The following is a 22,523-nucleotide window of genomic DNA, read 5'->3' as shown; positions in this document are numbered from 1 at the left end:
TAGAATTTATTAGCTATGAGCAGGAGTATAGCGCTTCATAGCGAGGAAGAGTCGAGGGGCGGTGAGGAAGAGCGTACGACGGAAGCGCTCTCCAAGGGGTGCCGCAGGGTAACGAAGGCCCCGAAGGCGGCGGGTGTAGGGGCGAAGGGCAGCGAGAAGCCCAGGAGCCTCCTTCTCGTGGCGCATAGCCCACAGCGAGAAGATCAAGAGGCGACGATAGAGCGTCTCATGCAGGAGCGGCAGGGCCTCGGGCGAGGTCGCCCCAATGGGAGCCTCGAGGTCCAGGAGATTCTCAAAGAGGTAGACAAGGCGCTTGTCATAGACCTCGGTGATGCTCCCCACTCGGGCCACGCGGTAGCAGTAGCCGAGCCAAGAGAGGTAGCGGTAGCGTGTAGCACGCGTAAGTGCCTCAAAGATAAAGGGGGTGTCTTCGTAGGGGCGCCCCACTGGGAAGCGCAGTGCCCCCATCGTAGCGGTGCGGAAGATCTTCCCCCAAGCCATCCCCATGACACCGGAGAGGGCTGCGAGGCTTTGGAGGGCTTCCTGTGAAGAGAGCTCCCTCCCAGCAGCCAGCACCAGGCGCTCAGCGCCCGTGCGGCAGTTGATCTCGGTATAGCCGAGCTCGAGGATATCAATGAGCGGGTTCGCCGACAGGACGTTCATCGGCTGCTCCAGGGCATCCTCGGGCAACCAGTCGTCAGAGTCCACGCAGACGAAGAAGTCCCCACGCATCACGTCCATAGCAGCATTGCGCGCTGCGGAGAGCCCAGCATTCGCCTGATGGATGAGGCGAATACGAGCATCACGCTCGGCATAGGTATCACAGATCGCCCCACTACCATCGGTAGAGCCGTCATCGACGACGATCACCTCCAGTGCCGAGTAGGACTGGCTGAGGATCGAGTCGAGGCACTGCTCGAGGTAGGGCGCTACGTTGTAGACGGGGACTATGACCGAGAGAAGCGGCGTGGGTAGACTCATTGAATAAGATAGGTGAAGGGGCGCCTTAAGGCTCACCCTTCGGCTACTCTGAGTAGCGTAGCAAGGAGTATGAGAGAGCCCACCCCCGTCCTTATGGATGGGGTGGGCTCTTATGAAGATTAGCGGAGGCCTAAGCGGCGCAGAAGACCCTTTTTCTTCTTCTTGTTGCCGTAGCCGTAGCCATAGCCGTAGCCATAACCATAGCCGTAACCATAGCCGTAGCCGTGACCACTCTCAGTAGCACCGTTGAGGACGATCGACATATTCGTCAGGATGTTCTCATCATAGAGGTGCTGCAGCTCGGGCAGAGCACGGCGGTCGAGGCGGCCTGCTCGCAGGACGAAGATCGTAAGGTCGGCGATACGGTTGGCGATAGCTGCGTCAGCTACGCTACCGAAGGGCACGTTGTCGAAGAGGACGAAGTCAAACTGCTCAGCGAGCTTCGCTGCCAGCTCATCGAGGCGCTCTCCGAGGAGAAGCTCAGCGGGGTTAGGAGGTACCGCACCCGAGGTGATGACCTGAAGTTTCGGCGCATTGGGATCCTTGTGGAGGATCTGATCAAGGCGTACGTCGGGGTTAGAGAGATACTCAGTAGCCCCCATACCAGCCAGACCGATACGACGTGAGAGCGTACCCTTACGGAGGTCAAGGTCGACGAGGACGACGCTGTGACCAGCGAAGGTGAGTGTCTGAGCGAGGTTGTACGAGACGTATGACTTACCAGCCGACTCCCCGAAGGAGGTGAAGATAACCTTCTTCGCCTTCTTACCTCCGGTGCCGATCATGAAGCGCATGTTCTCACGCAGGACACGGAAGGCCTCGGAGGTTTCGTCACCACCCTGCTCACGCACACCACGAGGCTGGGACTTCTTGCCACCACGCTTCTCTTCTCTGGGGATATCACCAAGGAAGGGAATCGAGACGCGGTCCATAACATCCTTACGCGAGCGCACCTTATTGTCAGCCAGCAGACGGATGATGAGGTAGACCGAGGGAAGGACAAGACCTATGAGGATCGCAATAAGGGCGACACGCAGCGTGTTGGGGCTGACGGGCTTTGAGGGAGCATCATCCATATCAAGCACGTAGGCACTATCCTGCGTCATAGCCTGACGGAGAGCGTACTCCTCACGCTTGTTCAGCAGCTCCGTATAGAGGCGCTGGCGGATCTCCAGACGGCGGTCGATATCAGCCTTTTCGCGACCCTGGTTAGATACCTCGGGGAGCTTAGAGAGGAGGCTTGACTGCTGACCCTGAGTATCCTTGAGGCGCATACGCAGTACAGCAGCCTGCTGGTTGAGGCTTTCGATAGCATTCTTACGCAGCTGAGAGAGTGCGTTGTCGTACTCGGTGATGACAGGATTCTCCGTGCTACCACCAGCACCTTCGACGAGCTTATCGCGCTGCGACTTGAGCTGGTTGTACTGAGCGATATAACCATCCAGCGCCTGATCGGGTACCCCGACGTTCAGGGGGAGGTAACCGTTCTTACGGTGCGAGTTGGAGAACTCCGAGAGCATATAGGAGATGAGCTTCAGCTGGGTCTCAATCTGTAAGGCCTCTGCTTCGCTCTCGAGTGAGCGCGAATTATAGACACCGACCTTACCTTCAAAGTCAAGGGTACGGTTGTTCATAAGGAAGCGCTCCATATCCCCTTCGACAAGACCAAGCTCCTTGCCGAGAGCAGCAAGACGCTCATTGACGAAGTCTGCGGTGTTCTTAGACACCTGGTTGCGCATATCCATCTCCTCCTGGTTGTAGGCTGAGACCTGAGCGAGGAGGATATCAAGAGCACGCTTCTTCGTACGGTCTTGCAGGCGGAGAGTTAACGTAGATGCACGGTTCTCTGGTTCAGCAACAAGAATCGCGTGCTGGTAATAACGCACCGTCTGAGTGAATGGCATGCGATTAACTTCAATGTGCTTATACTCCCAAGGGGTATTGAAGTTCTGATGAGGCTCAATAATGAAGCGCTCATCGCCCAGCTGCACGGGGACGTTAAGTGGCACCACCTGGCTCTTACCCGTGTGTGCAGGAGTGACACGCACATGACCTGCATCTTGGAAGGCTACCTCGTAGGCGCTCTTGTGCTCTGTCGTATCAAGAAACTTCATCGAGAATGGAGCATCGGAGTAGAGCTCAAGGGTGCGTAAGCCACTCTTCACATTATAGAAGACGTTGGCATTGGCCATCTTGACCGTACGCTCAAGGACGCGACGAGATACCAGCTGTACATGCTCATTGTCCATATTGAGACGAGCAGCGCGTGCATAGCGTAGCATTTCTGTATCCATCATCGCACGCTGGGAAGCATCCTTGATGAAGATCTTCACCGAGGACTCGTAGACGTAAGGCTGCTTAGCATTGCGATAGAGAGCCACAGCAAGTACCACACCGATACTCAGGAGGTAGAGCCACCAGAATCGAAGGAGGTAGAAGAAAATATCAAGCAGATTGACCTCCGCAGTCTTTTCACCGGTCTGATTTGGCCGATTCGTTTGTGTAGACATAGGGCTTATGGACTAACGCTTGAAGAGAGCAATAAGAGCGGCAGCAGAAAGTGCGATCGAGAGAGCCGTCGTCACATACCCGAGGGTCGTGAGGACCTTCTGCTCGGTATCACGCTTACGATAGCGGTACTCGGCATAGATGATATCATTCTGCTGGAGGTAGAAGGCGGGCGACTCGAAGATATTCTTTGACTGCATGTCGAGTCGGTAGTAGACATACTCATTACCCACACGACGAATGACATTGAGCTTGCCGAAGTCAGCCTGCTCAGAGAGCCCTCCGACAGTAGCGATAAGCTCAAGGATATTCGTCTGAGCATTATCTAGGTGGAAGGAACCACGATCGGTGATAGCCGCACTTGCAGCACTCTGATTCAATCCCTCGAAAGCACCAAGGAGATAAACGCGGAGGTTCGCAAACTTTGTGATGACGTGAGCATCTGTGAGATAGCGACCAGCCGTGAGCTTGGTACGAATCACTTCACTCACCTGCTCTAAGCTAAGCCCCAAGACGGGAACATTCCCGATGATAGGAAACTGAATATTCCCCTGCGCATCAACCAAGTAGGAAGAGCTGGTATCAGCAGGAGCGACATTCGCCGTGTTCAGAGAGAGACCACCTGCGATGTTGGATGGAGTAGAAGCCTGAGCAGTCTGACGAGTGTTGAAGGGAACCGTCAGCTCAGGATTGCGTATACTCGTCACGAGGATACGTAGCTTATCGCCCTTCTGTACAACGATGCCAGTGTCATGCTTGACACCATAGGTCTTGGCGATCTCAATATCTTGCAGATAATTCGTCTTCTTAGCCGAATCACAAGAGGAGAGCGCACAGAGCGAGAGGACACCGAGGGCAAGTGTCCAGGCATGAGAGAGTCTCTTGATCATTATCATAGGGGTGTATTACTCAGAATTTCTTACCAAATATAATAGAAAAGGCTGTAAGGAAGATAATCTTAACGTCCGTAAAGAGCGAATAGTTATCCAAATACTTGAGGTCAAGACGCAGGCGCTCCAGCATCTTCTCAATGGTGTCAGTGTACCCATTATAAAGGGTAGCGTAGGAGAAGAGCCCTGGACGTACCGTATAGAGGCGAACGTAATCAGGGTTACGCTCCATAATCTGATCAATGAAGAACTGGCGCTCAGGGCGAGGTCCGACGAACGACATCTCCCCCTTGATTACATTCCAAAGCTGAGGGAATTCATCGAGGTGGTGAGCACGGATGAAGGCACCGACCTTCGTCAGACGGCTATCCCCATCGGTGAAGAGCTGAGGACGATTCCCCGCCTCTGCATCCATACGCATAGAGCGGAACTTATATAGCGTGAAGGGTTTACCCTTATAGCCAATACGCTCCTGGCGATATATGACATCCCCCTTGGAGTCTTCCCACTTGATAAGCAGGGCGATCAGAGCGATCAGGGGGGAGAAGAAGATCAGCGAAACCAAGGCTAAGGTAAAGTCAAAGGCTCGCTTGATGATGCGTTCGAAAGTATTCATTACTCGATCTATTTTGAAGGATTTAGGAGTTCTGTATAGATATTGATCAGACTATTGATCATCTCATCTTTAGTAAAGACGTCATAGAAGCGACGACGAGCACCCTTGCTATAGGTCTTCCAAAGCTCTGGATCATCACATATCTTATGGATAGCCTCTGCCAAGGCTGGTGCATCCTCGACTGGGACATTAATCCCAGAGACCCCATCTTCATTGACCCAAGAAACCCCTGATTCGGGAATCTTTGTCGCCACGACTGGGCGAGAGAGAGACATTGCTTCAACCAAAACAATGGCATAAGCCTCCGTTTTGATCGTAGAGCTGAGGCAGAAGATATCACAAGCTGCAAAGTAGGCTGGCTTGAGCTTATCAGAGATAAAGCCAAGGAACTTCACTCGCTCTTGCAAGCCAAGCTTCTCGGTCAAGGCCAAAAGCTCTGCACGCAAGGGACCATCCCCACCAATGAGTAGGACATAGTCATCGCTAAGATACGTCATAGCCTCAATCAGATGGTGGTATCCCTTATAAGGAACAAGGCGTCCCATATTGAAGATAATCTTCTTACCTGGGTATTGCGCACGTATTGCTTCGATCTCATCCGAGAGCCAGGGGTAAGGGTCTACGCCGATTGGGAGAAAGGACGTTTTCTCCTGTACCTTACGAAGGAAGGGCGACTCCTCCACATAAACTGGCGTTGTACCCAAGATCAGGTCCGCACGACGAATCAGCCAGCTCTGGAAAGGCGAGAAGAAGCGTAGCAGGAACTTCTGCTTTAGAATGTCACTGTGCCAATGTAAGACCACCTTCCCTCGGTATCCTGAAAAGAAGAGAGCCAAAGTAGCCATGGGGTCGGGATGGTGCACATGGATGATATCATATTCTGAACAGATACGCCGAAGGCGGAAGATCATCTCGGGGGAGATCATCGTCGCAGCCAGCTTTGTCAGACTCTTTGTACGAAAGATTCGCGACTCCTCAGAGAAGACGATATCAGTCGTCTCCCCATCATGTGAGGCACAGAGCATGTCTGAGGCAAAGCCTCGCTCAGCAAGGCCTTCAGTGAAGATCTCCATGACCTTCTCCACTCCACCTTTGATGGGGTAGAACTTACCAAGTTGTAGAACTTTCATCTTACAATATCTTGTGCCTAAGGAGTAGGCTGGGTAAAGCTATTTGGTTGGGTAGCACCATCGTTCGACAGGAGGAGCTCAAAGAGCTCTGCCCACGATCGTGCACAAGGAGCCAGCAAGGGGCGCTGTGGGACAGGCTTTAGCTGAGTATGATCACCTCGAAGAACTTGCTCCATAGCATCAGCCAAGGCTACGGCAGAGCTCGGATCAAAGAATCCCACAGCACCAGCACCAGCTGCTGTTTCGTGAGCAAATGGGAGATCCGACAAGAGCATCGGGCGATTATAGGGAAGGAATTCCGAAATTGGGAGTCCCCAAGTTTCGATCCGTGAAGGGAAGACCAAGCAGTCAGTACTGGCATAAGTATCCTGGAGCTTATCGCGAGACATAAATCCAGCAAAATCAAGGCTACTCACATTGCCCCACGTAGAGTGAAGCCACTGTGCATACTTATTCTCCGTACCATCGATAGTAAGGACTGTACGGAAAACCTCTGCTCCGACACGCTGCTCCAAGATGCGAGTAGCCTCGGTGAGTAGCTCAAAGTTCTTGTGCACATCAGCAGTCGCAGCAAAGAGGAATGTGAAGCGATGACCATCTGAATGAATCGTAGACTCCTTGGGGGGCAGCTGCTCTCGCTGAGGTGGTGCTACTATAAAGCGATCTTCCGAAAGGCCAAACATCTTGCTAAAGCCCTCTCTCAACCACTGTTGCTGGACGATCAAATAGCGATTACGACGAATCCCAATTTGGTAGGCGAAGCGGGTAAACATCGCAAAGAGTGGGATCTTCTTATCGAAGCGAAAGTCTCTCAGTCTCCATCGAAGGAACGGGAAAGAGGTCTGGCAGTAGACAGCCTGACGATAAGCTTGAACTCGTGGGGTCGTATCGTGTAGGGAAAGCCACAGGTCTATTGCCCCCAGCTCTCGAGAGATTTTCCCCATAGTCACGTACTCACACCAGAGACGCTTCCCCCAGCCATCAATTGCCCAAGGCAACTCTATATACTGGATATTGGGATAGTCTGCCAGCTCCTGCTTGTGCACCAACGCCGTGACTCGATAGCCATGTGCAGGAGCCCATTCAGATAGGAAAGCGAGGCACTGACGGAGGATCGTCAATGTCCCCCCCTTGCGGAGATTGACTGCGGAGATGACAATCTGCTTCATACCGTAGAGGATTAATTGGGGACAAGTGATGAGAAGAGGTCCAACCACTGCCCCATCACGGCATCCACGTCATAGCGAGCAGAAGCCTTGCGAGCATTAGCTCCCATTCGGACACGCTCAGTCTCCGAATCCATCAGCCGGCGGAGGGCCGTAAGGAAACCTTCATCATCTCCCTGAGAGATGAGATAGCCATCTTTTCCTGGATGAATCACATCCTTGGGGCCACAGGGGCAAGCAAACGACACAATCGGAAGCCCCATATGCTGCGCTTCAATAAGGACCATAGGGAGCCCCTCATAGCGAGAGGTCATCGCATAGATTGATGCGCTCTGGTATACCTCCTTCATCCGATGGGTTGGCTTAGCTAGCGTCACAGACGAGGAAAGGCCGAGACGATTCACCTGCAACTCAAGCTCTGGTCTCAGAGCTCCATCCCCATAGATTTCAAGCGACCAGTCTGGATATGCAGGTGCAATACGTCCCCAGAGAACAAGCAACTTAGAGAAGTTCTTCTGGAAATCATAGCGTCCAACAGCAATAACCTTGTGTGAGGTACAAGGTGAAGTCTCTTCAGACACAAAAGGCAGAGGATTCGGAATTACTCGAATATTGGGCAGCGCTCCCCAGTAGCCAGCATCTTCCTCAGTCAATACTACAAAGCTATCATAAGGTCTCACCGTACGCTCGTCAAGCTTTGTGCGAAGGATGTCAACGAGACGCCATAGACCAGTGCGACCATATTGTAGGCGCTTTAGCTTTGAGAAGTGGTATTCTAAGACCTTGCGACTACCATCCTTCATCTGGGGAAGAAGTGTCGCATCCTCCCCAAACATCGAGACAACGATATCCGCACGGAGCTGCCCCAAGAGTTCGCTCAAACGTTGACGATGAAGACGCTTCTTCTTGGGATAAGCCGAGAGCTTAGCCAAGATCCCTTGACCATTGTTCTCGTCATAATTAATGCCGAGGTCATATTGCTTGACTGAACCTTCAAGCGAAAAAAAAGGCTTAGCACCCTTTTGGTCTGTAGTAATGATAATGAGCTCATGGCCCTGCCCCACCAGATAATTTACCTTGCGCGTCAGGACACGCTCCATCCCCCCTGAGTTGGAGGTAGCTGGGATACAATAGACTATTCGCATAACTCTGGTGTTGCTTCGGGGAATATCCCATTAATATGATCACTCTCTTCGGCTGTGAACCAGAAGAAGAAGACGTAAATCATCAAGATATCCGTAGACACCTTTATCCATACGAGGAAAGTCATTGCTAAGAAGCTCACAAAGAGCCAAACATAGCGGGGATACTTGCGAGCGAAGTAATAGGCATAGTAGACGAAGCTCGATGCAAACGTCACAAAGCCGATAAGCCCTGAGTAGAGGATTAATCGGCAATAGCCAATGTCGGTACTGTAGACGAAACCACCATACCATCCCGATCCAATGATCCAGGTCTTATCATCTTCTGGCCAGCGCCACATGGTCTGAAGGACCTCCGTAGACCCCGTCGTGAACTCCCCCTTATTGAAGTAGTTGAAGAACCCTTCGAAGGCAAACATCAGTTGTCCTCGGAAGTATTCACTGGTATTGTAGAGGAGAACCCCAGCAACAGAGAAGAAGACTAGCAGCAAGCTAAAAGTTGCTATCGTCTGTACCATCTCCTTGCGAATCCTAAATCCAATCGCATTACTCCTGAAGAGCAAGAGAACAAGCCCCATAGCCATGCCTGTAGAGGTGGTACGAGCTACCATATTTCCGAGTGCAGAGATAAGAAAATAGGATAGGAGAAGTGAAAATACGGTCCACCGACTCCTCTGCACCTCTGTATCGGTACAAATAACCGTAGAGATAAGAACCAAAACAAGAGAGAATCGCACACCAGCAGGGTCGAGTGCAACACTAAAGCATCGTATTCGGTCGATACTTTCATAGAATTCACCCGCTGTAAATACAATAGAGTCTGTGAAACTCTGCATCGCGGGGAAGTTATCATTCAATAACCCCGTGACACACTGGAAGACAGTCACGCCGACTAAGTAATATGCCATACGGGGGATCGTGACCTCTCCATGGACAATACGTATGCACCGTATCGCAGGGTAGACCGAGAATACCCACACCAAGAAGGTGGTGATATAGTTGGCATAGCTATAGTCATCCGTATTATTTACTTCTACAGCTACTAAGTTGACTAGCGAATATAGAATTGAAAAGATAGCTCCACCAAGGAGTACGCGGGGGATAGATACGCCTTTACCACCACGCCACGAATCATAGAGAAACCAGAGCACCCCGAAGAGCGCTAGGATCATCTTTGTGTTAGGACCAGAAGCCCAGAACGCAAAGTTAAATGAATAGTAGGAGCCGTTCACAAGAACGGCTATGGTCAGGATCTGAATAAGCTTCCACATATACACTACTATTCTTAGCGATAAAGAGCCTTATAGAGCCACTGCATGACGACCTTATCGTAGAGTCTCACAAACCAAAACTGGCCTCGTGAGGCCATCCACTGCAATAGCTTCGTACGCAGCGGGAGATGCTGGTTCTTGAGGATATATTCATTGCTCTCTGGATACATACGAGTCCAGCGCTCATAGTTGCAAGCGCTGTGTGAGAGCAAAAGGGGAAGCTTGAGATTGAGCTTCAGATAGTGGAGAAGCTCCAACGACTCCTTGGAGGCTTGTAGCGTTAGATAGCGCTCAAGCTCCAAGACATTAGTCTGTACTTGCTGCCAGTGCTCGGGGCGATAAGTACTAGTAATTTGGCTATCTGAGCGAACATAGGTATAGAAAGGTTGGTGGACAATAGCCACTCGACCTGCACGCTGGAGCAACTTTCCCATAAGCATCAGGTCCTCCCCCATATTCTCACCGGGAAGGAAGCGCAGTGCAGGGGACCGCTCTATCAGGCTACGACGAAGGAGGAAGAGCCAAAGATTCCACTTCATTCGCCCATAACATATCTGAGCAAAAGCTTCACTCCCTGTCTGCACATCGGGTTGCGTAATAGGTCGCTGACTCGTCCCCTCCTGTAGTAGGTACTCGCACCCAACGACATCAGCCCGATACTCTTCTGCTACTTGGACTAAGGCTGCAATGGCTGTTGGCTGCAAAAGGTCATCAGCATCAACCGAATAGATGTATTCACCTCGAGCAGCATCAAGCCCTGTATTACGAGCAACAGCGACCCCACGGTTAACTTCATGATGCAGGATCGCCACCTCTATACCCGAAGCCTCTAAGCCAGAGCGCTCGCTCTCGAGATATGCAAGACCATCGTCAGGGCTGCAGTCATCAATAAAGACGAGCTGGAGTGGCCGATAGGTCTGAGCCTTCAGCTGAGCTAAACATGCAGGGAGCGTCTCGACTGCACGATACACAGGGATGATAATGGAGACTAGCGGACTCATCAGCCTTCAGTTCAGGGGGTAGATAGGGCTAAAATCTCTTGGAGAAATGCCTTATTACGCGAATTAAATTTGCGAGCAAAGAGATACTCCGTCTGCTGAAGTGCAGGGAGATCCTGAGGGGTAAAATCTATAAGCTGTCCATCATCCCTCCAGCCAATATAGCGCATGGCTCCTCGACTTTCATCGGTGGCATCAAAAAGGCGATCCATGAAGGGAGTACCCCAAATAAGAGTTGGGACGAAGTATTCGTCCGCACCAAAGGTACGAGAAAAGATGGTGAGCGCACTATCCTCTTGCTCCAAGAGATAGTCTATAAGCTTACGAGTAACGCTAACCCATTGCCCCCCCTTGTGGAAGGGAATTGTGGTATTACGTCGGATACCTAAGAGGACCTGGATCTGAACTACCAAGAAGCGAAGTATACGCTTGATCTCAAAGATAGATCCATTCCCTCGGAATGATCGAGTGAAAGGATGCCAATAATGTAGTGCCCGGTCAGCCCGGCTATTCATCGGAAGTTGATGCAGCCCTATAAACTCCTTTCCCTGGTGCTGAGCAAAGAAGCTGTGGATATAGTCTTGATTCTTCAGGGGAAGATCCACTCCAGAGATAAGATGATGATGGCTGTACTGACGGCCAGAGTCCACGACCGCATGGAAGAGCTTATACTCTGCCTCAATCATGCTTACGTCAGCCCAGCGAACATCCACTCGATCCTTGAGGATGTAGAGCCCGGCATGCTGGGTCTTAACGTCAGGTAAGAGTGTTAGCTTACGGTCAAAATGGATATAGATATCATTGCGCGCATCATCCAGTCTCCCGATGAGAAGCGAGAGAAGCTCAGGCTCATTATGAGCCAGTATGAGGTAAGCGTGTTTCATACTGAAATGATGCAGAGAGCAATAGTGTAGTGTAGCTAAATGTAAGGGCCTCCCCCTTAGTAGAGACTATGAATAGCTCAGACTAAAGAGGGAGGCCACTTAGGGGGCTGACCCTGGAATGCAACGAGAGTTGCCTACCCAGGGTCAGTAGGGGGAGTAAGAGGATTACTCAGCGACCTTCGACAGAACTGAGCGGCTGCAACGGGGGTCGTTGTAGTACATGTTAGCAACACCACCGTGCGAATCCTTCTTCAGCTGAGACTCTGAAACACCGAACTCGTTAACGAGGCAGTTGTAAACAACTTCAGCACGCTTGCGAGCGAGGAAGATGTTACGCTTTGCGCTACCCGTACCCTTGTCAGCATAACCAGAGACAGAGTAAACGAGCTTGGGGTTAGCCTTGAGAGCTTCAGCAAGGAAGCCGAGGTTTACACGATCCTTGTTGCTGAGCGTCCAACGGTTGATGGGGAAGGTAACCAGAAGAGGCATACCTGAAGCAACGTTCTCGGGAGTAACTTCGCGGTTGAGAGCTTCCTCGAGCTGACGACGGAGGTCGCTGTTCTGACCTTCGAGGTCGCTCAGACGGCCACGGAGGTCGTTGAGGACGTTTTCGTTGACACGGATCGTGGTGACCGTGCTACGATCCCAACCACGCTTGGGGAAGTTGTAGCTAACACCTACAGTAGCGGTCAGGAGACCTTCACCCCAGCGACCAGACGTATTAACGGGCTGACCAGAAACGGTAGCAGAAACGTCTTCCTGATCGAAGTGGTCACCAACGTAAGCACCACGGATATCGAGGTTGATATCCCAAGCACGGTTGATACGGAAGCGGTTGAGGATACCGACGCTTGCAGTCACTTCATTAGAGTGACGACCCGTCGTAGAAGCACGCTCGAGAGTCGTAGCGAAGCCAAGACCAGCGTAAGGAATCAGCGAGTAGAAGCGATCTTCGTTGTAACCGCAGACCATCTGCGTAAGGTTGAAGAGCACGTCAGCGTGAGCGTGGATGTACTGCTGTTCGGTTTCATAGAGAGGATAACCTACGTTAGCGTGCTGGTAGACCTTACCAGTGTGCGTAGCGGGATTCCAATCCGTGATGAAGCCACCGTAGTTACCGCGGTTGAGACTGGGGATAGCATTGTTGTGTCCCGTCCAACCAGATACACCCTTGATCTTATAGCCATTAGCACCAAGACGGATACCAATACCAGGGGTGAACCACTTACCGAAGTAAGCTTCGAAGTTAGGGGTGATACGGTCGACAAAGCGCATCTGCTTGTCGTGGTCACCAAAATACATCTGTGCACCAGCACCAATACCAGCGAACCAGTTAGCGCCGAAGCGATTCGTTTCTACACGATACTTATCAGCATCCTTCACCTCTACCGTGTACACGGAGTCGGTCGTCTGCTGAGCACGCAGAGCAGGAGCCAGTGAAAGGCAAGCAACTGCAGCAATTAAACTCTTTCTTAACATCATATTCATATTTAATTATTGAGTACACGTTCTTCTTTACACTCACAGATGGGCTAGGGCAGACAGCGTGAGGCGCACGCAAAGTCCTTGAGAGAGGCGACCTTGAGCTGTTTTACAAGGATCTCTCATTCATCTATGGGAGGCAGAGTAAGCCCCTAAAGCAGCAAGCCGTAAGCAGGGACACACCCTGTGGCCCTTCGCATAGAGCCACATTTACACACGGCAAAGATAACGTTTTTATACGAAAACGCAATGAATCCCAATTATTGACCTTCATAATATCAGCAGATTGCACCGACTTCTGAAGGCAAAGGGCTGGCTACGCTTCGATCAAGGTAGGTCAATAAGCCCCTGCTCTCCCTGGGGGATACTCAGCTCTTCTGCTACCGAAGGATCAGCCTGACAGAGAGCCAAGAGCGCACGATGCGCAGCATCCTGGTGGGCAACCTTTTTATTCGGACCACTCCCGACGCCGACCTTGCGCTCATCGACGTAGACTCCACAGACGAAGGGTGCTCCACTGCGCTTCGGCTCCTGAAGCATACGGAAGTCAAGAGTAAGGTGGTGCTTCTGCGTCCACTCTAAGAGCAGCGACTTATAGTTCGTCGTCTGCTCTCGTAGGCTTGCCTCAAGCTCCGTAAAGAGGGGCACCATACGCTGGTGGACGAACGCCTCGGCACGGGCATAGCCCTGATCAAGGAAGATTGCCCCGATGAGCGCCTCCAGCGTATTACCATATATATCGGTACTACTCTGACGTGCCTCGCGACGGATCTGAAGCAGACGATCAAGGCCCATGCGCTGGGCGACAGCGTTGTTGACCTTGCGCCCGACGATAGCACCACGGCGCTTACTCATCTCTCCTTCATCCCAGTGTGGGTGACGCTGGTAGAGGTAATGACTCATTGCCGTGGCCAGCACCGAGTCACCGAGGAACTCCAAGCGCTCATTATTGAGCTTGAAGCCCTCCTTGTCGGTCTTACTCACCGAGCTGTGACGGAAAGCCAAGTCGTAGAGCTCGGGGTCATGTGGTTCAAAGCCGAGGAGCTCGACGAGTAGGAAGAGAGGCTCCTTGGGCTTGCGCCCAAAGAGCCTCATAAGTCCGTCTCGCACGATACGTATAATCATAGAGCTATAGAGGGAGTCTTGATAATACGTGGCTGTGGAGCCGTATTACTTCTCGTACTTCTTGAAGATGACACTCGCGTTGTGCCCACCGAAACCGAAGGTGTTCGACAGGGCAGCACGGACGGTACGACGCTGAGCCTGGTTGAAGGTGAAGTTCAGCTTGTAGTCGATCTCGGGATCTCCGTCGTCGGCAGCATGATTGATCGTGGGGGGGACAATGTCCTCCTCTACGGCCTTGAGCGCGAAGACAGCCTCGATAGCACCAGCGGCGCCGAGGAGGTGACCCGTCATAGACTTCGTAGAGCTGATATTCAGCTTGTAGGCAGCGTCACCGAAGACTTCCTTAATAGCCTTGGACTCGGAGATATCCCCGACAGGCGTAGAAGTCCCGTGTACGTTGATGTAGTCAATATCTTCAGGGGAGAGCCCTGCATCCTCGAGTGCATTAGTCATCACCAGCTTAGCACCCAGCCCATCAGGGTGAGTAGCCGTGAGGTGGTAAGCATCAGCCGAGAGGCCAGTACCTACGAGCTCAGCGTAGATATGTGCACCACGAGCGACGGCGTGCTCGAGCTCCTCGACGACGAGGCAAGCAGCACCTTCGGCCATGACGAAGCCATCACGCGAAGCGCTGAAGGGGCGGGAAGCACCCTGAGGGTCGTCATTGCGAGTGGAGAGGGCATTCATCGCATTGAATCCACCGACACCAGCAGCGCAGATAGAGGCTTCGGCACCACCAGTGATGATGACGTCGGCCTTACCGAGGCGAATGAGGTGGCAGGCATCGATCAGTGCGTTCGTAGACGAAGCACAGGCCGAAGCCGTGGAGTAGTTGGGCCCGTGGAAACCATACTTCATCGACACCTGACCTGCGGAGATATCCGAGATCATCTTGGGGATGAAGAAGGGATTGAAGCGAGGACCTGCTTCGGCGTCATAGCCGCGCACTTCCTCTTCAAAGGTCCCGAGACCACCGATACCGGAGGCGATGATGACCCCGACACGGTTCTTATTTACTGTCTCTACGTCAAGCTTGGAATCGGCGATACTCTCTTCGGCTGCCACCATGGCAAACTGAGCATAGCGATCTAAGCGGCGAGCCTCCTTCTTATCGATATACTTGCTCACGTCAAATTCCTTGACTTCGCAAGCAAACGTGGTCTTGAACTTTGAGGCATCGAAGAGCGTGATGGGGCCTGCCCCACTCTTCCCCGCTACGACAGCCTCCCACGTCTCGCGGGCCGTAGCCCCGAGAGGTGAGATAGCGCCTATTCCAGTGATGACGACTCTCTTGAGTTCCATCAGCAAATTCCTTTATCTCGACGAGAGGGCTATTAAGCCTTCTTGCTTTCGATGTAGTTGATAGCGTCGCCGACCGTCTTGATCGTCTGAGCGTCCTGATCGGGGATCTGGATGTCGAAAGCCTTTTCGAATTCCATGATGAGCTCTACGGTGTCGAGAGAGTCAGCACCGAGGTCGCTGGAGAAGTTTGCTTCAGGAGTTACTTCGCTTGCTTCGCAGTTGAGCTTTTCGACGATGATTTCGACTACCTTTTCGTTGATCTGTGACATGATTCTTTTTCTTTACTTAGTTATGTATTCTTTCTTTACACTGCATTGCTCTACCTTTGTACCGTATAATGAGCGGCACTCAGGGGAGTAGCTCGGAGTATTCCCGCGTGGCGCTTACGCACTGCACAGATACGCTCCATTTGTGCACAAAGATACAACTATTTATGAAACAAATAGCAATACTTGCTTCTGGCAATGGCTCAAACGCCGAAGCTATCGTCCATCATTTCCGCGCTACAGGCGAGGCGGAGGTGGCTATGATCATCACGAACAAGCCTCAGGCAGGGGTCATCCAGCGGGCTGAAAGACTGGGTGTACCTTGTCATTATTTTACAAACGCAGAGCTTCGTGAAGGCACGCACCCGATAGCTCTGATGAAGGAGCACGGCGTCGAGCTCATCATCTTGGCGGGCTATCTCTGCCTCATCACTCCTATATATATAATGGAGTACCCCGAGCGCATCATCAACATCCACCCTGCACTCCTCCCCTCTTTCGGCGGTCAAGGCATGTACGGCGACCGAGTGCACGCTGCCGTCATCGCCTCGGGAGCGAAGGAGAGTGGTATCACCATCCACCTCGTCGACGAAGACTATGACCACGGGCGTCACCTCCTGCAGGCGACCTGTCCCGTGCGCCTTGATGACACCGTCGAGACGCTCGCCACGCGCATCCACGAGCTGGAGCACCGCTTCTTCCCCACGACCATCGCCCAATACCTGCGCTTCCTCTAAGGAGGCTCCTCCCATACATCACCAAGCCGCCCCACAGCGAGTCACATCAGTGAACTGCTGTGGGGCGGCTCTTTTTCTCTCGCGTGGCGCGCGGGCGCACATATATATTATATATAATGTATATGCGAGAGCTAAGGGGGCGAGGAAGCACGCCTGAGGAGAGCGGGAAAAACGTCCGTTTTTCGCAGTACGGGCTAAGTAAGTACTTTTGTATACCTACATAATAGGTCCCTGTGAGCCGACTGCATCCCCCGCAGGCACGCCCTCAGACAATCCATCATCTCTCCCACTCCACAAGCCCCTCACATCCCACCGATATGGCCCAGCGACTCTTCCTCCTCGATGCGTACGCCCTGATCTACCGCGCCTACTACGCCTTCATCAAAGCCCCACGCTTCGACAGCAAGGGGCGCAATACCAGTGCTGTCTTCGGCTTCGTCCTCATGCTGGAGGACCTCCTATCGAAGGAGAATCCCGAGGAGATCGCCGTCGTCTTTGACCCCGCAGGTGGCACCTTCCGACACCGCGAGTACCCCGCTTACAAGGCGCAGCGCGAAGAGACGCCCGAAGGGATCCGCATCGCCGTACCGCTCATCCGTGAGCTTCTGGCCGCCTACCGCATCCCCGCTGTTGAAGTCCCCGACTTCGAGGCGGACGACGTCATCGGTACGCTAAGCGATCTGGCGGCTCGCGCGGGCCACGAGGTGCTGATGGTCACGCCCGACAAGGACTACGGGCAGCTCGTCACCGAGCACGTCCGTATGTACCGCCCGATGCAGGGCGGGGGCTACGAGATCTGGGGCGAAGCCGAGATACGGGAGAAGTTCGGCCTCGGCTCCCCCGCACAAGTCATCGACTACCTCGCACTCCTCGGGGACAAGGTAGACAACATCCCCGGCTGTAAGGGTATCGGTGAGAAGGGCGCACAGAAGCTCCTCAGCGAATATGGTACAGTAGAGAACCTCCTCGCCCACGCCTCGGAGATCAAGGGGGCTACGGGTAAGAAGCTCATCGAGGGCGCAGACGACATCCGCCTCTCCTACTATCTGGCGACCATCCGCCGTGACGTGCCCATCAGCTATACCGCTGGCGACTACGCCCGCAGAGAGAAGGACGAAGAGGCGGTGCGCCGACTCTTCGAGGAGCTGGAGTTCCGCACGCTCCTCTCTCGCGTCCTCGGCACTGCTCCCGCACCCGCCCCAAAGAAGGTCGCTCTCCCTCCCGATGACCTCTTCGCAGGACTCGAGGAGACCGAGGAAGCCGAGACACCTGCCCCCACGGATGTACCACAGATGCGCATCGAGGTCCTCAACCCGACGACCCTCCCTGCCTTCGTCGAGCGTGCGGCAAAGGCCCAGGTCGTCACCTTCGACACCGAGACCACGGGCGCCGATGCGCTGACGGCAGAGCTGGTAGCCATCACCTTCGCCCTCGACAGAGAGACGACCTATTACCTCGATGTGCCCGCTGAGCGTGAGGCCGCTACGGCACTCCTCGACCAGCTCCGCCCCATCTTCGAGAGCACGACCTCGCTGAAGGTCGGGCAGAACCTCAAGTACGACCTCCATATCCTCCTCTCCTACGGCATCGAGACGGCTGGCGAGCACTTCGACACGATGATCGCGCACTACCTGCTTTACCCCGATATGCGCCACGGGCTGGACGAGCTGGCGGAGAAGTTCCTCAGCTATAAGATGATGCCCTTCGAGGAGATGATCGCCCCGCAGACGACGAAGCAGTTTGACCTGCGTCAGGTCGAGCCCGAGCGCCTGCAGTTCTACGCTGCGGAGGATACGCACATCACCCACCTCCTCTATGAGTACTTCGCAGAGCGCCTCGAGAAGGCAGGGCTTACCGAACTCTTCCGCACCATCGAGATGCCACTGATGAAGGTACTCCTCGGCATGGAGCGCGAGGGCGTACGCCTCGACAAGGCGTGCCTCGCTCGCCAAGCGGGCGAGCTACAGAGCCAGCTGGAGCGCCTCGAGGCGGAGATCAGCACGCTCATCGGCCACCCCATCAATGTCAATAGCAGCAAGCAGGTCGGCGAAGCCCTCTTCGACGAACTCCAGATCATGGAGAAGGCGAAGAAGACCAAGACAGGGGGCTACACCACGAGCGAAGAAGTTTTAGAAAAGCTCCGTGACAAGCACCCCGTCGTGGGCAAGATCCTCGACTACCGCGGCGTGAAGAAGCTCCTCAGCACCTACATCGAGGCGCTGCCCGACCTCGTCTACCCCGATGGGAAGATCCACACGTCCTTCAACCAGACCATCGCTGCCACGGGTCGCCTCTCCAGCAGCAACCCCAACATCCAGAATATCCCCATCCGTACGCCCGAGGGTCGTGCCATCCGCGAGGCCTTCGTACCCGATACAGGCTGTACCTTCCTCAGCGCCGACTACTCGCAGATCGAGCTGCGTCTGATGGCGCACTTCAGCGAAGACCCCGCCCTCATCGAGGCCTTCCGCTCTGGGCAAGATGTCCATCAGGCTACCGCAGCGAAGATCTACGGCCTCACACCCGAGGAGGTCACGCCCGATATGCGTCGCCGCGCGAAGACCGCGAACTTCGGTATCATCTACGGTATCTCCGCCTTCGGCCTTAGCGAGCGTCTCTCCATCCCCCGCAAGGAAGCCAAGGAGCTCATCGACGGCTACTTCGCTTCGTACCCTGGGGTGGCAAACTATATGTCACGCGTCGTCGAGGAAGCCAAGCATCGTGGCTATGTGACGACCCTCCTCGATCGTCGCCGTAGCCTCCCCGATATCAATAGCGCGAACGCTGTCGTACGTGGCTATGCCGAGCGCAATGCGATCAACGCTCCCCTCCAAGGCTCAGCTGCTGACCTCATCAAGATCGCGATGATCCGCCTCGATGCCGCTATCCGTGAGCGAGGTCTCAAGAGCCGTATGATCCTGCAGGTACATGACGAACTGAACTTCAACGTCCCCACCGACGAGCTCGCAGAGATGACCGAGCTGGTCCGCAGCACGATGGAGTCCGTCTACCCCGACCTGCGCGTACCCCTCGAGGTAAGCATCGGCCATGGCCCCACGTGGCTCGATGCACACTAAGCCTCTCGCCCCCGATTTATACTCCACAAAGACTGAATAATGAAACTATTAGCACTTGATATTGACGGCACGCTGATCACCAAGGAGCACGTCCTCACCGAGGGCGTCCGCTCGGCCCTGCTCCGTGCCCAGAGAGACTACGACACCCGCATCATCCTCGCCTCGGGTCGCCCCACCCCTGCCCTCGGTGCGCTGGCCGAAGCTCTGCAGATAGCGGACTACGGCGGCTACCTCATGCCCTTCAACGGCGGGAAGATCCTCGAGGCGGGCTCCAAGCGCCTCCTCAGCGCCCAGCTCCTCGATGCCGACCTCATCCCCCAGCTCTACCGCCTCGTGCAGGAGCATGGGGCAAACATCCTCACCTACACCGAGGAGCACATCCTCACCGAGCGCGAAGATGACCCCTACGCAGAGAAGGAAGTCGTCATCACGGGCATGCCCCTCAAGCGTGTACCCAACTTCGTCGAGGCCGCTACGGAAAGCCTCCCGAAGTGCCTCGCCGTCGGCCCTCTGGAGAAGCTCATCCCGCTCGAGGCCGCTGTCAAGGAGCAGCTCGGCACGCGTGTCGGCGCCTTCCGCTCCAGCGACTACTTCCTCGAGCTCGTCCCCCTTGGTGTGAATAAGGGCAGTGCACTCGCTCGCCTACTCGATGTCCTCGGCATGACCCCACAGGACCTCATCGCCATCGGCGACAACTACAACGACCTCGAGATGATCGAGCTGGCCGGCACAGGCGTCGCCATGGGCAATGCGCCCGAGGATATCCAGCGCCGTGCGGATTTCGTCACCCGCTCCAATGCCGAGGACGGTGTGGCCTATGCCCTCGAGCAACTCCTCTTCGTCTAAGCCCCCCACCCCTTCACCGCACGGGCTGCAGTACACCTTCGGTACTGCAGCCCGTGCGCTTCTATATGGTGCGCTTCACAAAGCACCCAAGGGAAAGCCTTTACCCTCACGAGAAAAAGCTCCGAAGTCATATTCCACTCCCTCGATCTACGTACGTAGACGATAGGACAAGGCACGTGGATTTTAGAGCGCTCGTACGTGGACAAATGATCCACGTACGTAGACCGAACTTTTCCCATAGATGAGCCAAAGAATCTCCCCTCAAGGGACGAAGTATAGGAGTAGTGCTCTGCGATAGTTCTCGCGCTGAATGAAGGTATCTATCCGTATAGATGTAAGCGACTTACCCGACGAGGAGAGCAAGAAAACAAGCGGAGGTAGTAGGGCCGAAGTAATAGTGTGACTCGGGGCGTACTCACGGGCGGGATAGAAGCCCTCACAATACGCGCGAGATAGGTACACTGCGGGAAAATCGTTATTTTTGTGTGGCTTAGTAGCTTAGCACGGATAGCCTCCGAGTGGAGGTGAGGTGCTGATCGCCGTATTTTACATCACACTTTGACTTAGCTTAGTAACTCATGGAGAAGGTCATACGTCGAGCACTTGTCTCGGTATACCACAAGGAAGGATTAGCAGAAATCTTAAAGCTCCTGCACGAGCAGGGCGTAGAGTTCGTCTCCACGGGGGGCACCAGCACCTTCATCGAAGGGCTCGGGTACCCTTGTGTTGCCGTCGAAGACCTGACTAAGTATCCCTCGATGCTCGGGGGGCGCGTCAAGACCCTTCACCCCGCTATCCAGGGCGGTATCCTCGCCCGCCGCGGACACGAGACCGACCAAAAGGAGGTCCTCGAATACGGCCTATCCCTCATCGACCTGGTGATCGTAGACCTCTATCCCTTCGAAGCTACGGTAGCCTCGGGCGCCAGCGAAGAAGATATCATCGAGAAGATCGATATCGGCGGTATCAGCCTCATCCGTGGGGCAGCGAAGAACTTCGAGGACGTCGTCATCATCCCCTCGCAGGCAGACTACGCTACGCTGCATGAGATCCTCCGTGAGCGTGGCGCTCGCACGACCCTTGAGGAGCGTCGCCACTTTGCTCGCCGCGCCTTCGCTGTGAGCTCGCACTACGACTCGGCTATCTTCCGCTACTTCGACGCTGAGGACCACTCGGCTCTCCGCCTCACGGCAGACGAAGCTAAGCCCCTGCGCTACGGCGAAAACCCCCATCAGAAGGGCGTCTTCTACGGCGACCTCGACCGCTACTTCGAGCAGCTCCACGGCAAGGAGCTCTCCTACAACAACCTCCAGGATGTCGAGGCAGCTGTCTCACTCATCCAGGACTTCACTGAGCCCACCTTCGCCATCCTCAAGCACAACAACGCTTGTGGCTGCGCCTCTCGCCCCACCCTCCTCGAGGCTTGGACGGATGCGCTGGCAGGTGACCCCGTCTCTGCCTTCGGTGGTGTACTCGTAGCCAACCGCCCCATCGACGTGGCGACGGCGCGCGAGATCGACAAGCTCTTCCTCGAGGTGCTCATCGCTCCCGACTTCGATGCCGAGGCGCTCACCATCCTCGAGGGCAAGAAGAACCGCATCCTCCTGCGTCAGAAGGAGGCCATCGATGCCCGCTGGTCTTACCGCTCGATGCTCGGTGGTGTGCTGGCTCAGGAGACCGACCGCGCAGTAGAGACTACGGCTGAGATGAAGCCCGTTACTAAGGTAGCACCCACGGCTGAGGAGCTTACGGATCTGGTCTTCGCGACCAAGCTCGTCAAGCACAGCAAGAGCAACGCTATCGTCCTCGGCAAGGGCGGTCAGCTCATCGCCTCGGGTGTCGGACAGACCTCACGTGTCGATGCGCTCAAGCAAGCCATCGAGAAGGCACGCCACTTCGGCTTCGACCTCAAGGGAGCTGTACTGGCGAGCGATGCCTTCTTCCCCTTCGACGACTGCGTCACCCTCGCTGCCGAAGCTGGCATCACCGCTATCGCTCAGCCTGGTGGCTCAGTACGTGACGCTGACAGCATCGCCGCTGCAGATCGCCTGGGCGTAGCCATGGTGATGACGGGGGTGCGTCACTTCAAGCACTAAGAATAC

18 protein-coding genes are annotated in these 22,523 nt (G+C 54.4%); 4 read left to right on the top strand and 14 right to left on the bottom strand.

What is annotated here, in order from left to right:
* Nucleotides 1–9: 9 nt before the first annotated feature.
* From KO088_RS03400 to KO088_RS03335, 14 genes are all read right to left on the bottom strand, one after another.
* Nucleotides 10–981: a glycosyltransferase family 2 protein gene (locus KO088_RS03400; protein ID WP_215493574.1), complete on the bottom strand. Its 972-nt coding sequence runs from the start codon at nucleotides 979–981 to the stop codon at nucleotides 10–12.
* Between the two features lie 119 nt (nucleotides 982–1,100).
* The gene (locus KO088_RS03395) at nucleotides 1,101–3,491 is read right to left on the bottom strand and encodes a GumC family protein (RefSeq protein WP_215493573.1); all 2,391 of its coding nucleotides are present in this window, start codon (nucleotides 3,489–3,491) and stop codon (nucleotides 1,101–1,103) included.
* 12 nt (nucleotides 3,492–3,503) lie between these two features.
* Complete coding sequence (locus tag KO088_RS03390; protein ID WP_251419769.1) at nucleotides 3,504–4,379, bottom strand: polysaccharide biosynthesis/export family protein; 876 nt, start codon at nucleotides 4,377–4,379, stop codon at nucleotides 3,504–3,506.
* A 19-nt stretch (nucleotides 4,380–4,398) separates the two neighbouring features.
* Nucleotides 4,399–4,995: a sugar transferase gene (locus tag KO088_RS03385; protein ID WP_215493571.1), complete on the bottom strand. Its 597-nt coding sequence runs from the start codon at nucleotides 4,993–4,995 to the stop codon at nucleotides 4,399–4,401.
* A gap of 8 nt (nucleotides 4,996–5,003) precedes the next feature.
* Nucleotides 5,004–6,125, bottom strand: a complete 1,122-nt coding sequence (locus KO088_RS03380; protein ID WP_215493570.1) for a glycosyltransferase — start codon at nucleotides 6,123–6,125, stop codon at nucleotides 5,004–5,006.
* 17 nt (nucleotides 6,126–6,142) lie between these two features.
* Entirely contained in the window at nucleotides 6,143–7,294 is a 1,152-nt protein-coding gene (locus tag KO088_RS03375; RefSeq protein WP_215493569.1) for a glycosyltransferase family 4 protein, read from the bottom strand.
* 11 nt (nucleotides 7,295–7,305) lie between these two features.
* Nucleotides 7,306–8,391: a glycosyltransferase family 4 protein gene (locus tag KO088_RS03370; protein WP_251419767.1), complete on the bottom strand. Its 1,086-nt coding sequence runs from the start codon at nucleotides 8,389–8,391 to the stop codon at nucleotides 7,306–7,308.
* A gap of 35 nt (nucleotides 8,392–8,426) precedes the next feature.
* On the bottom strand, nucleotides 8,427–9,044 hold the full coding sequence (locus KO088_RS03365) for a hypothetical protein (RefSeq protein ID WP_251419765.1): 618 nt from the start codon (nucleotides 9,042–9,044) through the stop codon (nucleotides 8,427–8,429).
* Between the two features lie 674 nt (nucleotides 9,045–9,718).
* The gene (locus KO088_RS03360) at nucleotides 9,719–10,705 is read right to left on the bottom strand and encodes a glycosyltransferase family 2 protein (RefSeq protein ID WP_215493566.1); all 987 of its coding nucleotides are present in this window, start codon (nucleotides 10,703–10,705) and stop codon (nucleotides 9,719–9,721) included.
* Nucleotides 10,706–10,716: 11 nt separating this feature from the next.
* Nucleotides 10,717–11,586, bottom strand: a complete 870-nt coding sequence (locus KO088_RS03355) for a beta-1,6-N-acetylglucosaminyltransferase (protein WP_215493565.1) — start codon at nucleotides 11,584–11,586, stop codon at nucleotides 10,717–10,719.
* 165 nt (nucleotides 11,587–11,751) lie between these two features.
* Nucleotides 11,752–13,068, bottom strand: coding sequence for an OmpA family protein (locus KO088_RS03350; RefSeq protein WP_251419763.1), 1,317 nt, complete (start codon nucleotides 13,066–13,068; stop codon nucleotides 11,752–11,754).
* Nucleotides 13,069–13,395: 327 nt separating this feature from the next.
* Nucleotides 13,396–14,193 (bottom strand): ribonuclease III, encoded by a 798-nt coding sequence (rnc, locus tag KO088_RS03345; RefSeq protein WP_215493564.1) that lies wholly within the window; start codon nucleotides 14,191–14,193, stop codon nucleotides 13,396–13,398.
* Nucleotides 14,194–14,238: 45 nt separating this feature from the next.
* Nucleotides 14,239–15,495 (bottom strand): beta-ketoacyl-ACP synthase II, encoded by a 1,257-nt coding sequence (gene fabF / locus KO088_RS03340; RefSeq protein ID WP_215493563.1) that lies wholly within the window; start codon nucleotides 15,493–15,495, stop codon nucleotides 14,239–14,241.
* Between the two features lie 32 nt (nucleotides 15,496–15,527).
* Complete coding sequence (locus KO088_RS03335) at nucleotides 15,528–15,764, bottom strand: acyl carrier protein (protein ID WP_009432584.1); 237 nt, start codon at nucleotides 15,762–15,764, stop codon at nucleotides 15,528–15,530.
* 164 nt (nucleotides 15,765–15,928) lie between these two features.
* On the opposite strand from KO088_RS03335, the gene purN reads away from it, so the two are divergent.
* From purN to purH, 4 genes are all read left to right on the top strand, one after another.
* Nucleotides 15,929–16,498, top strand: coding sequence for a phosphoribosylglycinamide formyltransferase (purN, locus tag KO088_RS03330; protein WP_215493562.1), 570 nt, complete (start codon nucleotides 15,929–15,931; stop codon nucleotides 16,496–16,498).
* Nucleotides 16,499–16,815: 317 nt separating this feature from the next.
* Nucleotides 16,816–19,575 (top strand): DNA polymerase I, encoded by a 2,760-nt coding sequence (gene polA / locus KO088_RS03325; protein ID WP_215493561.1) that lies wholly within the window; start codon nucleotides 16,816–16,818, stop codon nucleotides 19,573–19,575.
* A 39-nt stretch (nucleotides 19,576–19,614) separates the two neighbouring features.
* Nucleotides 19,615–20,421, top strand: a complete 807-nt coding sequence (locus tag KO088_RS03320; protein ID WP_215493560.1) for a Cof-type HAD-IIB family hydrolase — start codon at nucleotides 19,615–19,617, stop codon at nucleotides 20,419–20,421.
* Between the two features lie 578 nt (nucleotides 20,422–20,999).
* Nucleotides 21,000–22,517 carry a bifunctional phosphoribosylaminoimidazolecarboxamide formyltransferase/IMP cyclohydrolase gene (gene purH, locus KO088_RS03315; protein ID WP_215493559.1) on the top strand — a complete coding sequence of 506 codons (1,518 nt, stop codon included), beginning with the start codon at nucleotides 21,000–21,002 and terminating at the stop codon, nucleotides 22,515–22,517.
* Nucleotides 22,518–22,523 lie beyond the last annotated feature (6 nt).

Origin of the sequence: Porphyromonas bobii (assembly GCF_943169685.1) — a bacterium.
Classification (GTDB): Bacteria; Bacteroidota; Bacteroidia; order Bacteroidales; family Porphyromonadaceae; genus Porphyromonas; species Porphyromonas pasteri.
Note: the sequence above shows the minus strand (reverse complement) of the source record. Positions and strands in the feature narration are given on the sequence as shown.

What these genes read in the sequence shown, in the direction of transcription:
- KO088_RS03400 (WP_215493574.1), bottom strand. Translation starts at nt 981, where the DNA reads ATGAGTCTACCCACGCCGCTTCTCTCGGTCATAGTCCCCGTCTACAAC.
- KO088_RS03395 (WP_215493573.1), bottom strand. Translation starts at nt 3,491, where the DNA reads ATGTCTACACAAACGAATCGGCCAAATCAGACCGGTGAAAAGACTGCG.
- KO088_RS03390 (WP_251419769.1), bottom strand. Translation starts at nt 4,379, where the DNA reads ATGATCAAGAGACTCTCTCATGCCTGGACACTTGCCCTCGGTGTCCTC.
- KO088_RS03385 (WP_215493571.1), bottom strand. Translation starts at nt 4,995, where the DNA reads ATGAATACTTTCGAACGCATCATCAAGCGAGCCTTTGACTTTACCTTA.
- KO088_RS03380 (WP_215493570.1), bottom strand. Translation starts at nt 6,125, where the DNA reads ATGAAAGTTCTACAACTTGGTAAGTTCTACCCCATCAAAGGTGGAGTG.
- KO088_RS03375 (WP_215493569.1), bottom strand. Translation starts at nt 7,294, where the DNA reads ATGAAGCAGATTGTCATCTCCGCAGTCAATCTCCGCAAGGGGGGGACA.
- KO088_RS03370 (WP_251419767.1), bottom strand. Translation starts at nt 8,391, where the DNA reads ATGGAGCGTGTCCTGACGCGCAAGGTAAATTATCTGGTGGGGCAGGGC.
- KO088_RS03365 (WP_251419765.1), bottom strand. Translation starts at nt 9,044, where the DNA reads ATGGTAGCTCGTACCACCTCTACAGGCATGGCTATGGGGCTTGTTCTC.
- KO088_RS03360 (WP_215493566.1), bottom strand. Translation starts at nt 10,705, where the DNA reads ATGAGTCCGCTAGTCTCCATTATCATCCCTGTGTATCGTGCAGTCGAG.
- KO088_RS03355 (WP_215493565.1), bottom strand. Translation starts at nt 11,586, where the DNA reads ATGAAACACGCTTACCTCATACTGGCTCATAATGAGCCTGAGCTTCTC.
- KO088_RS03350 (WP_251419763.1), bottom strand. Translation starts at nt 13,068, where the DNA reads ATGATGTTAAGAAAGAGTTTAATTGCTGCAGTTGCTTGCCTTTCACTG.
- rnc (WP_215493564.1), bottom strand. Translation starts at nt 14,193, where the DNA reads ATGATTATACGTATCGTGCGAGACGGACTTATGAGGCTCTTTGGGCGC.
- fabF (WP_215493563.1), bottom strand. Translation starts at nt 15,495, where the DNA reads ATGGAACTCAAGAGAGTCGTCATCACTGGAATAGGCGCTATCTCACCT.
- KO088_RS03335 (WP_009432584.1), bottom strand. Translation starts at nt 15,764, where the DNA reads ATGTCACAGATCAACGAAAAGGTAGTCGAAATCATCGTCGAAAAGCTC.
- purN (WP_215493562.1), top strand. Translation starts at nt 15,929, where the DNA reads ATGAAACAAATAGCAATACTTGCTTCTGGCAATGGCTCAAACGCCGAA.
- polA (WP_215493561.1), top strand. Translation starts at nt 16,816, where the DNA reads ATGGCCCAGCGACTCTTCCTCCTCGATGCGTACGCCCTGATCTACCGC.
- KO088_RS03320 (WP_215493560.1), top strand. Translation starts at nt 19,615, where the DNA reads ATGAAACTATTAGCACTTGATATTGACGGCACGCTGATCACCAAGGAG.
- purH (WP_215493559.1), top strand. Translation starts at nt 21,000, where the DNA reads ATGGAGAAGGTCATACGTCGAGCACTTGTCTCGGTATACCACAAGGAA.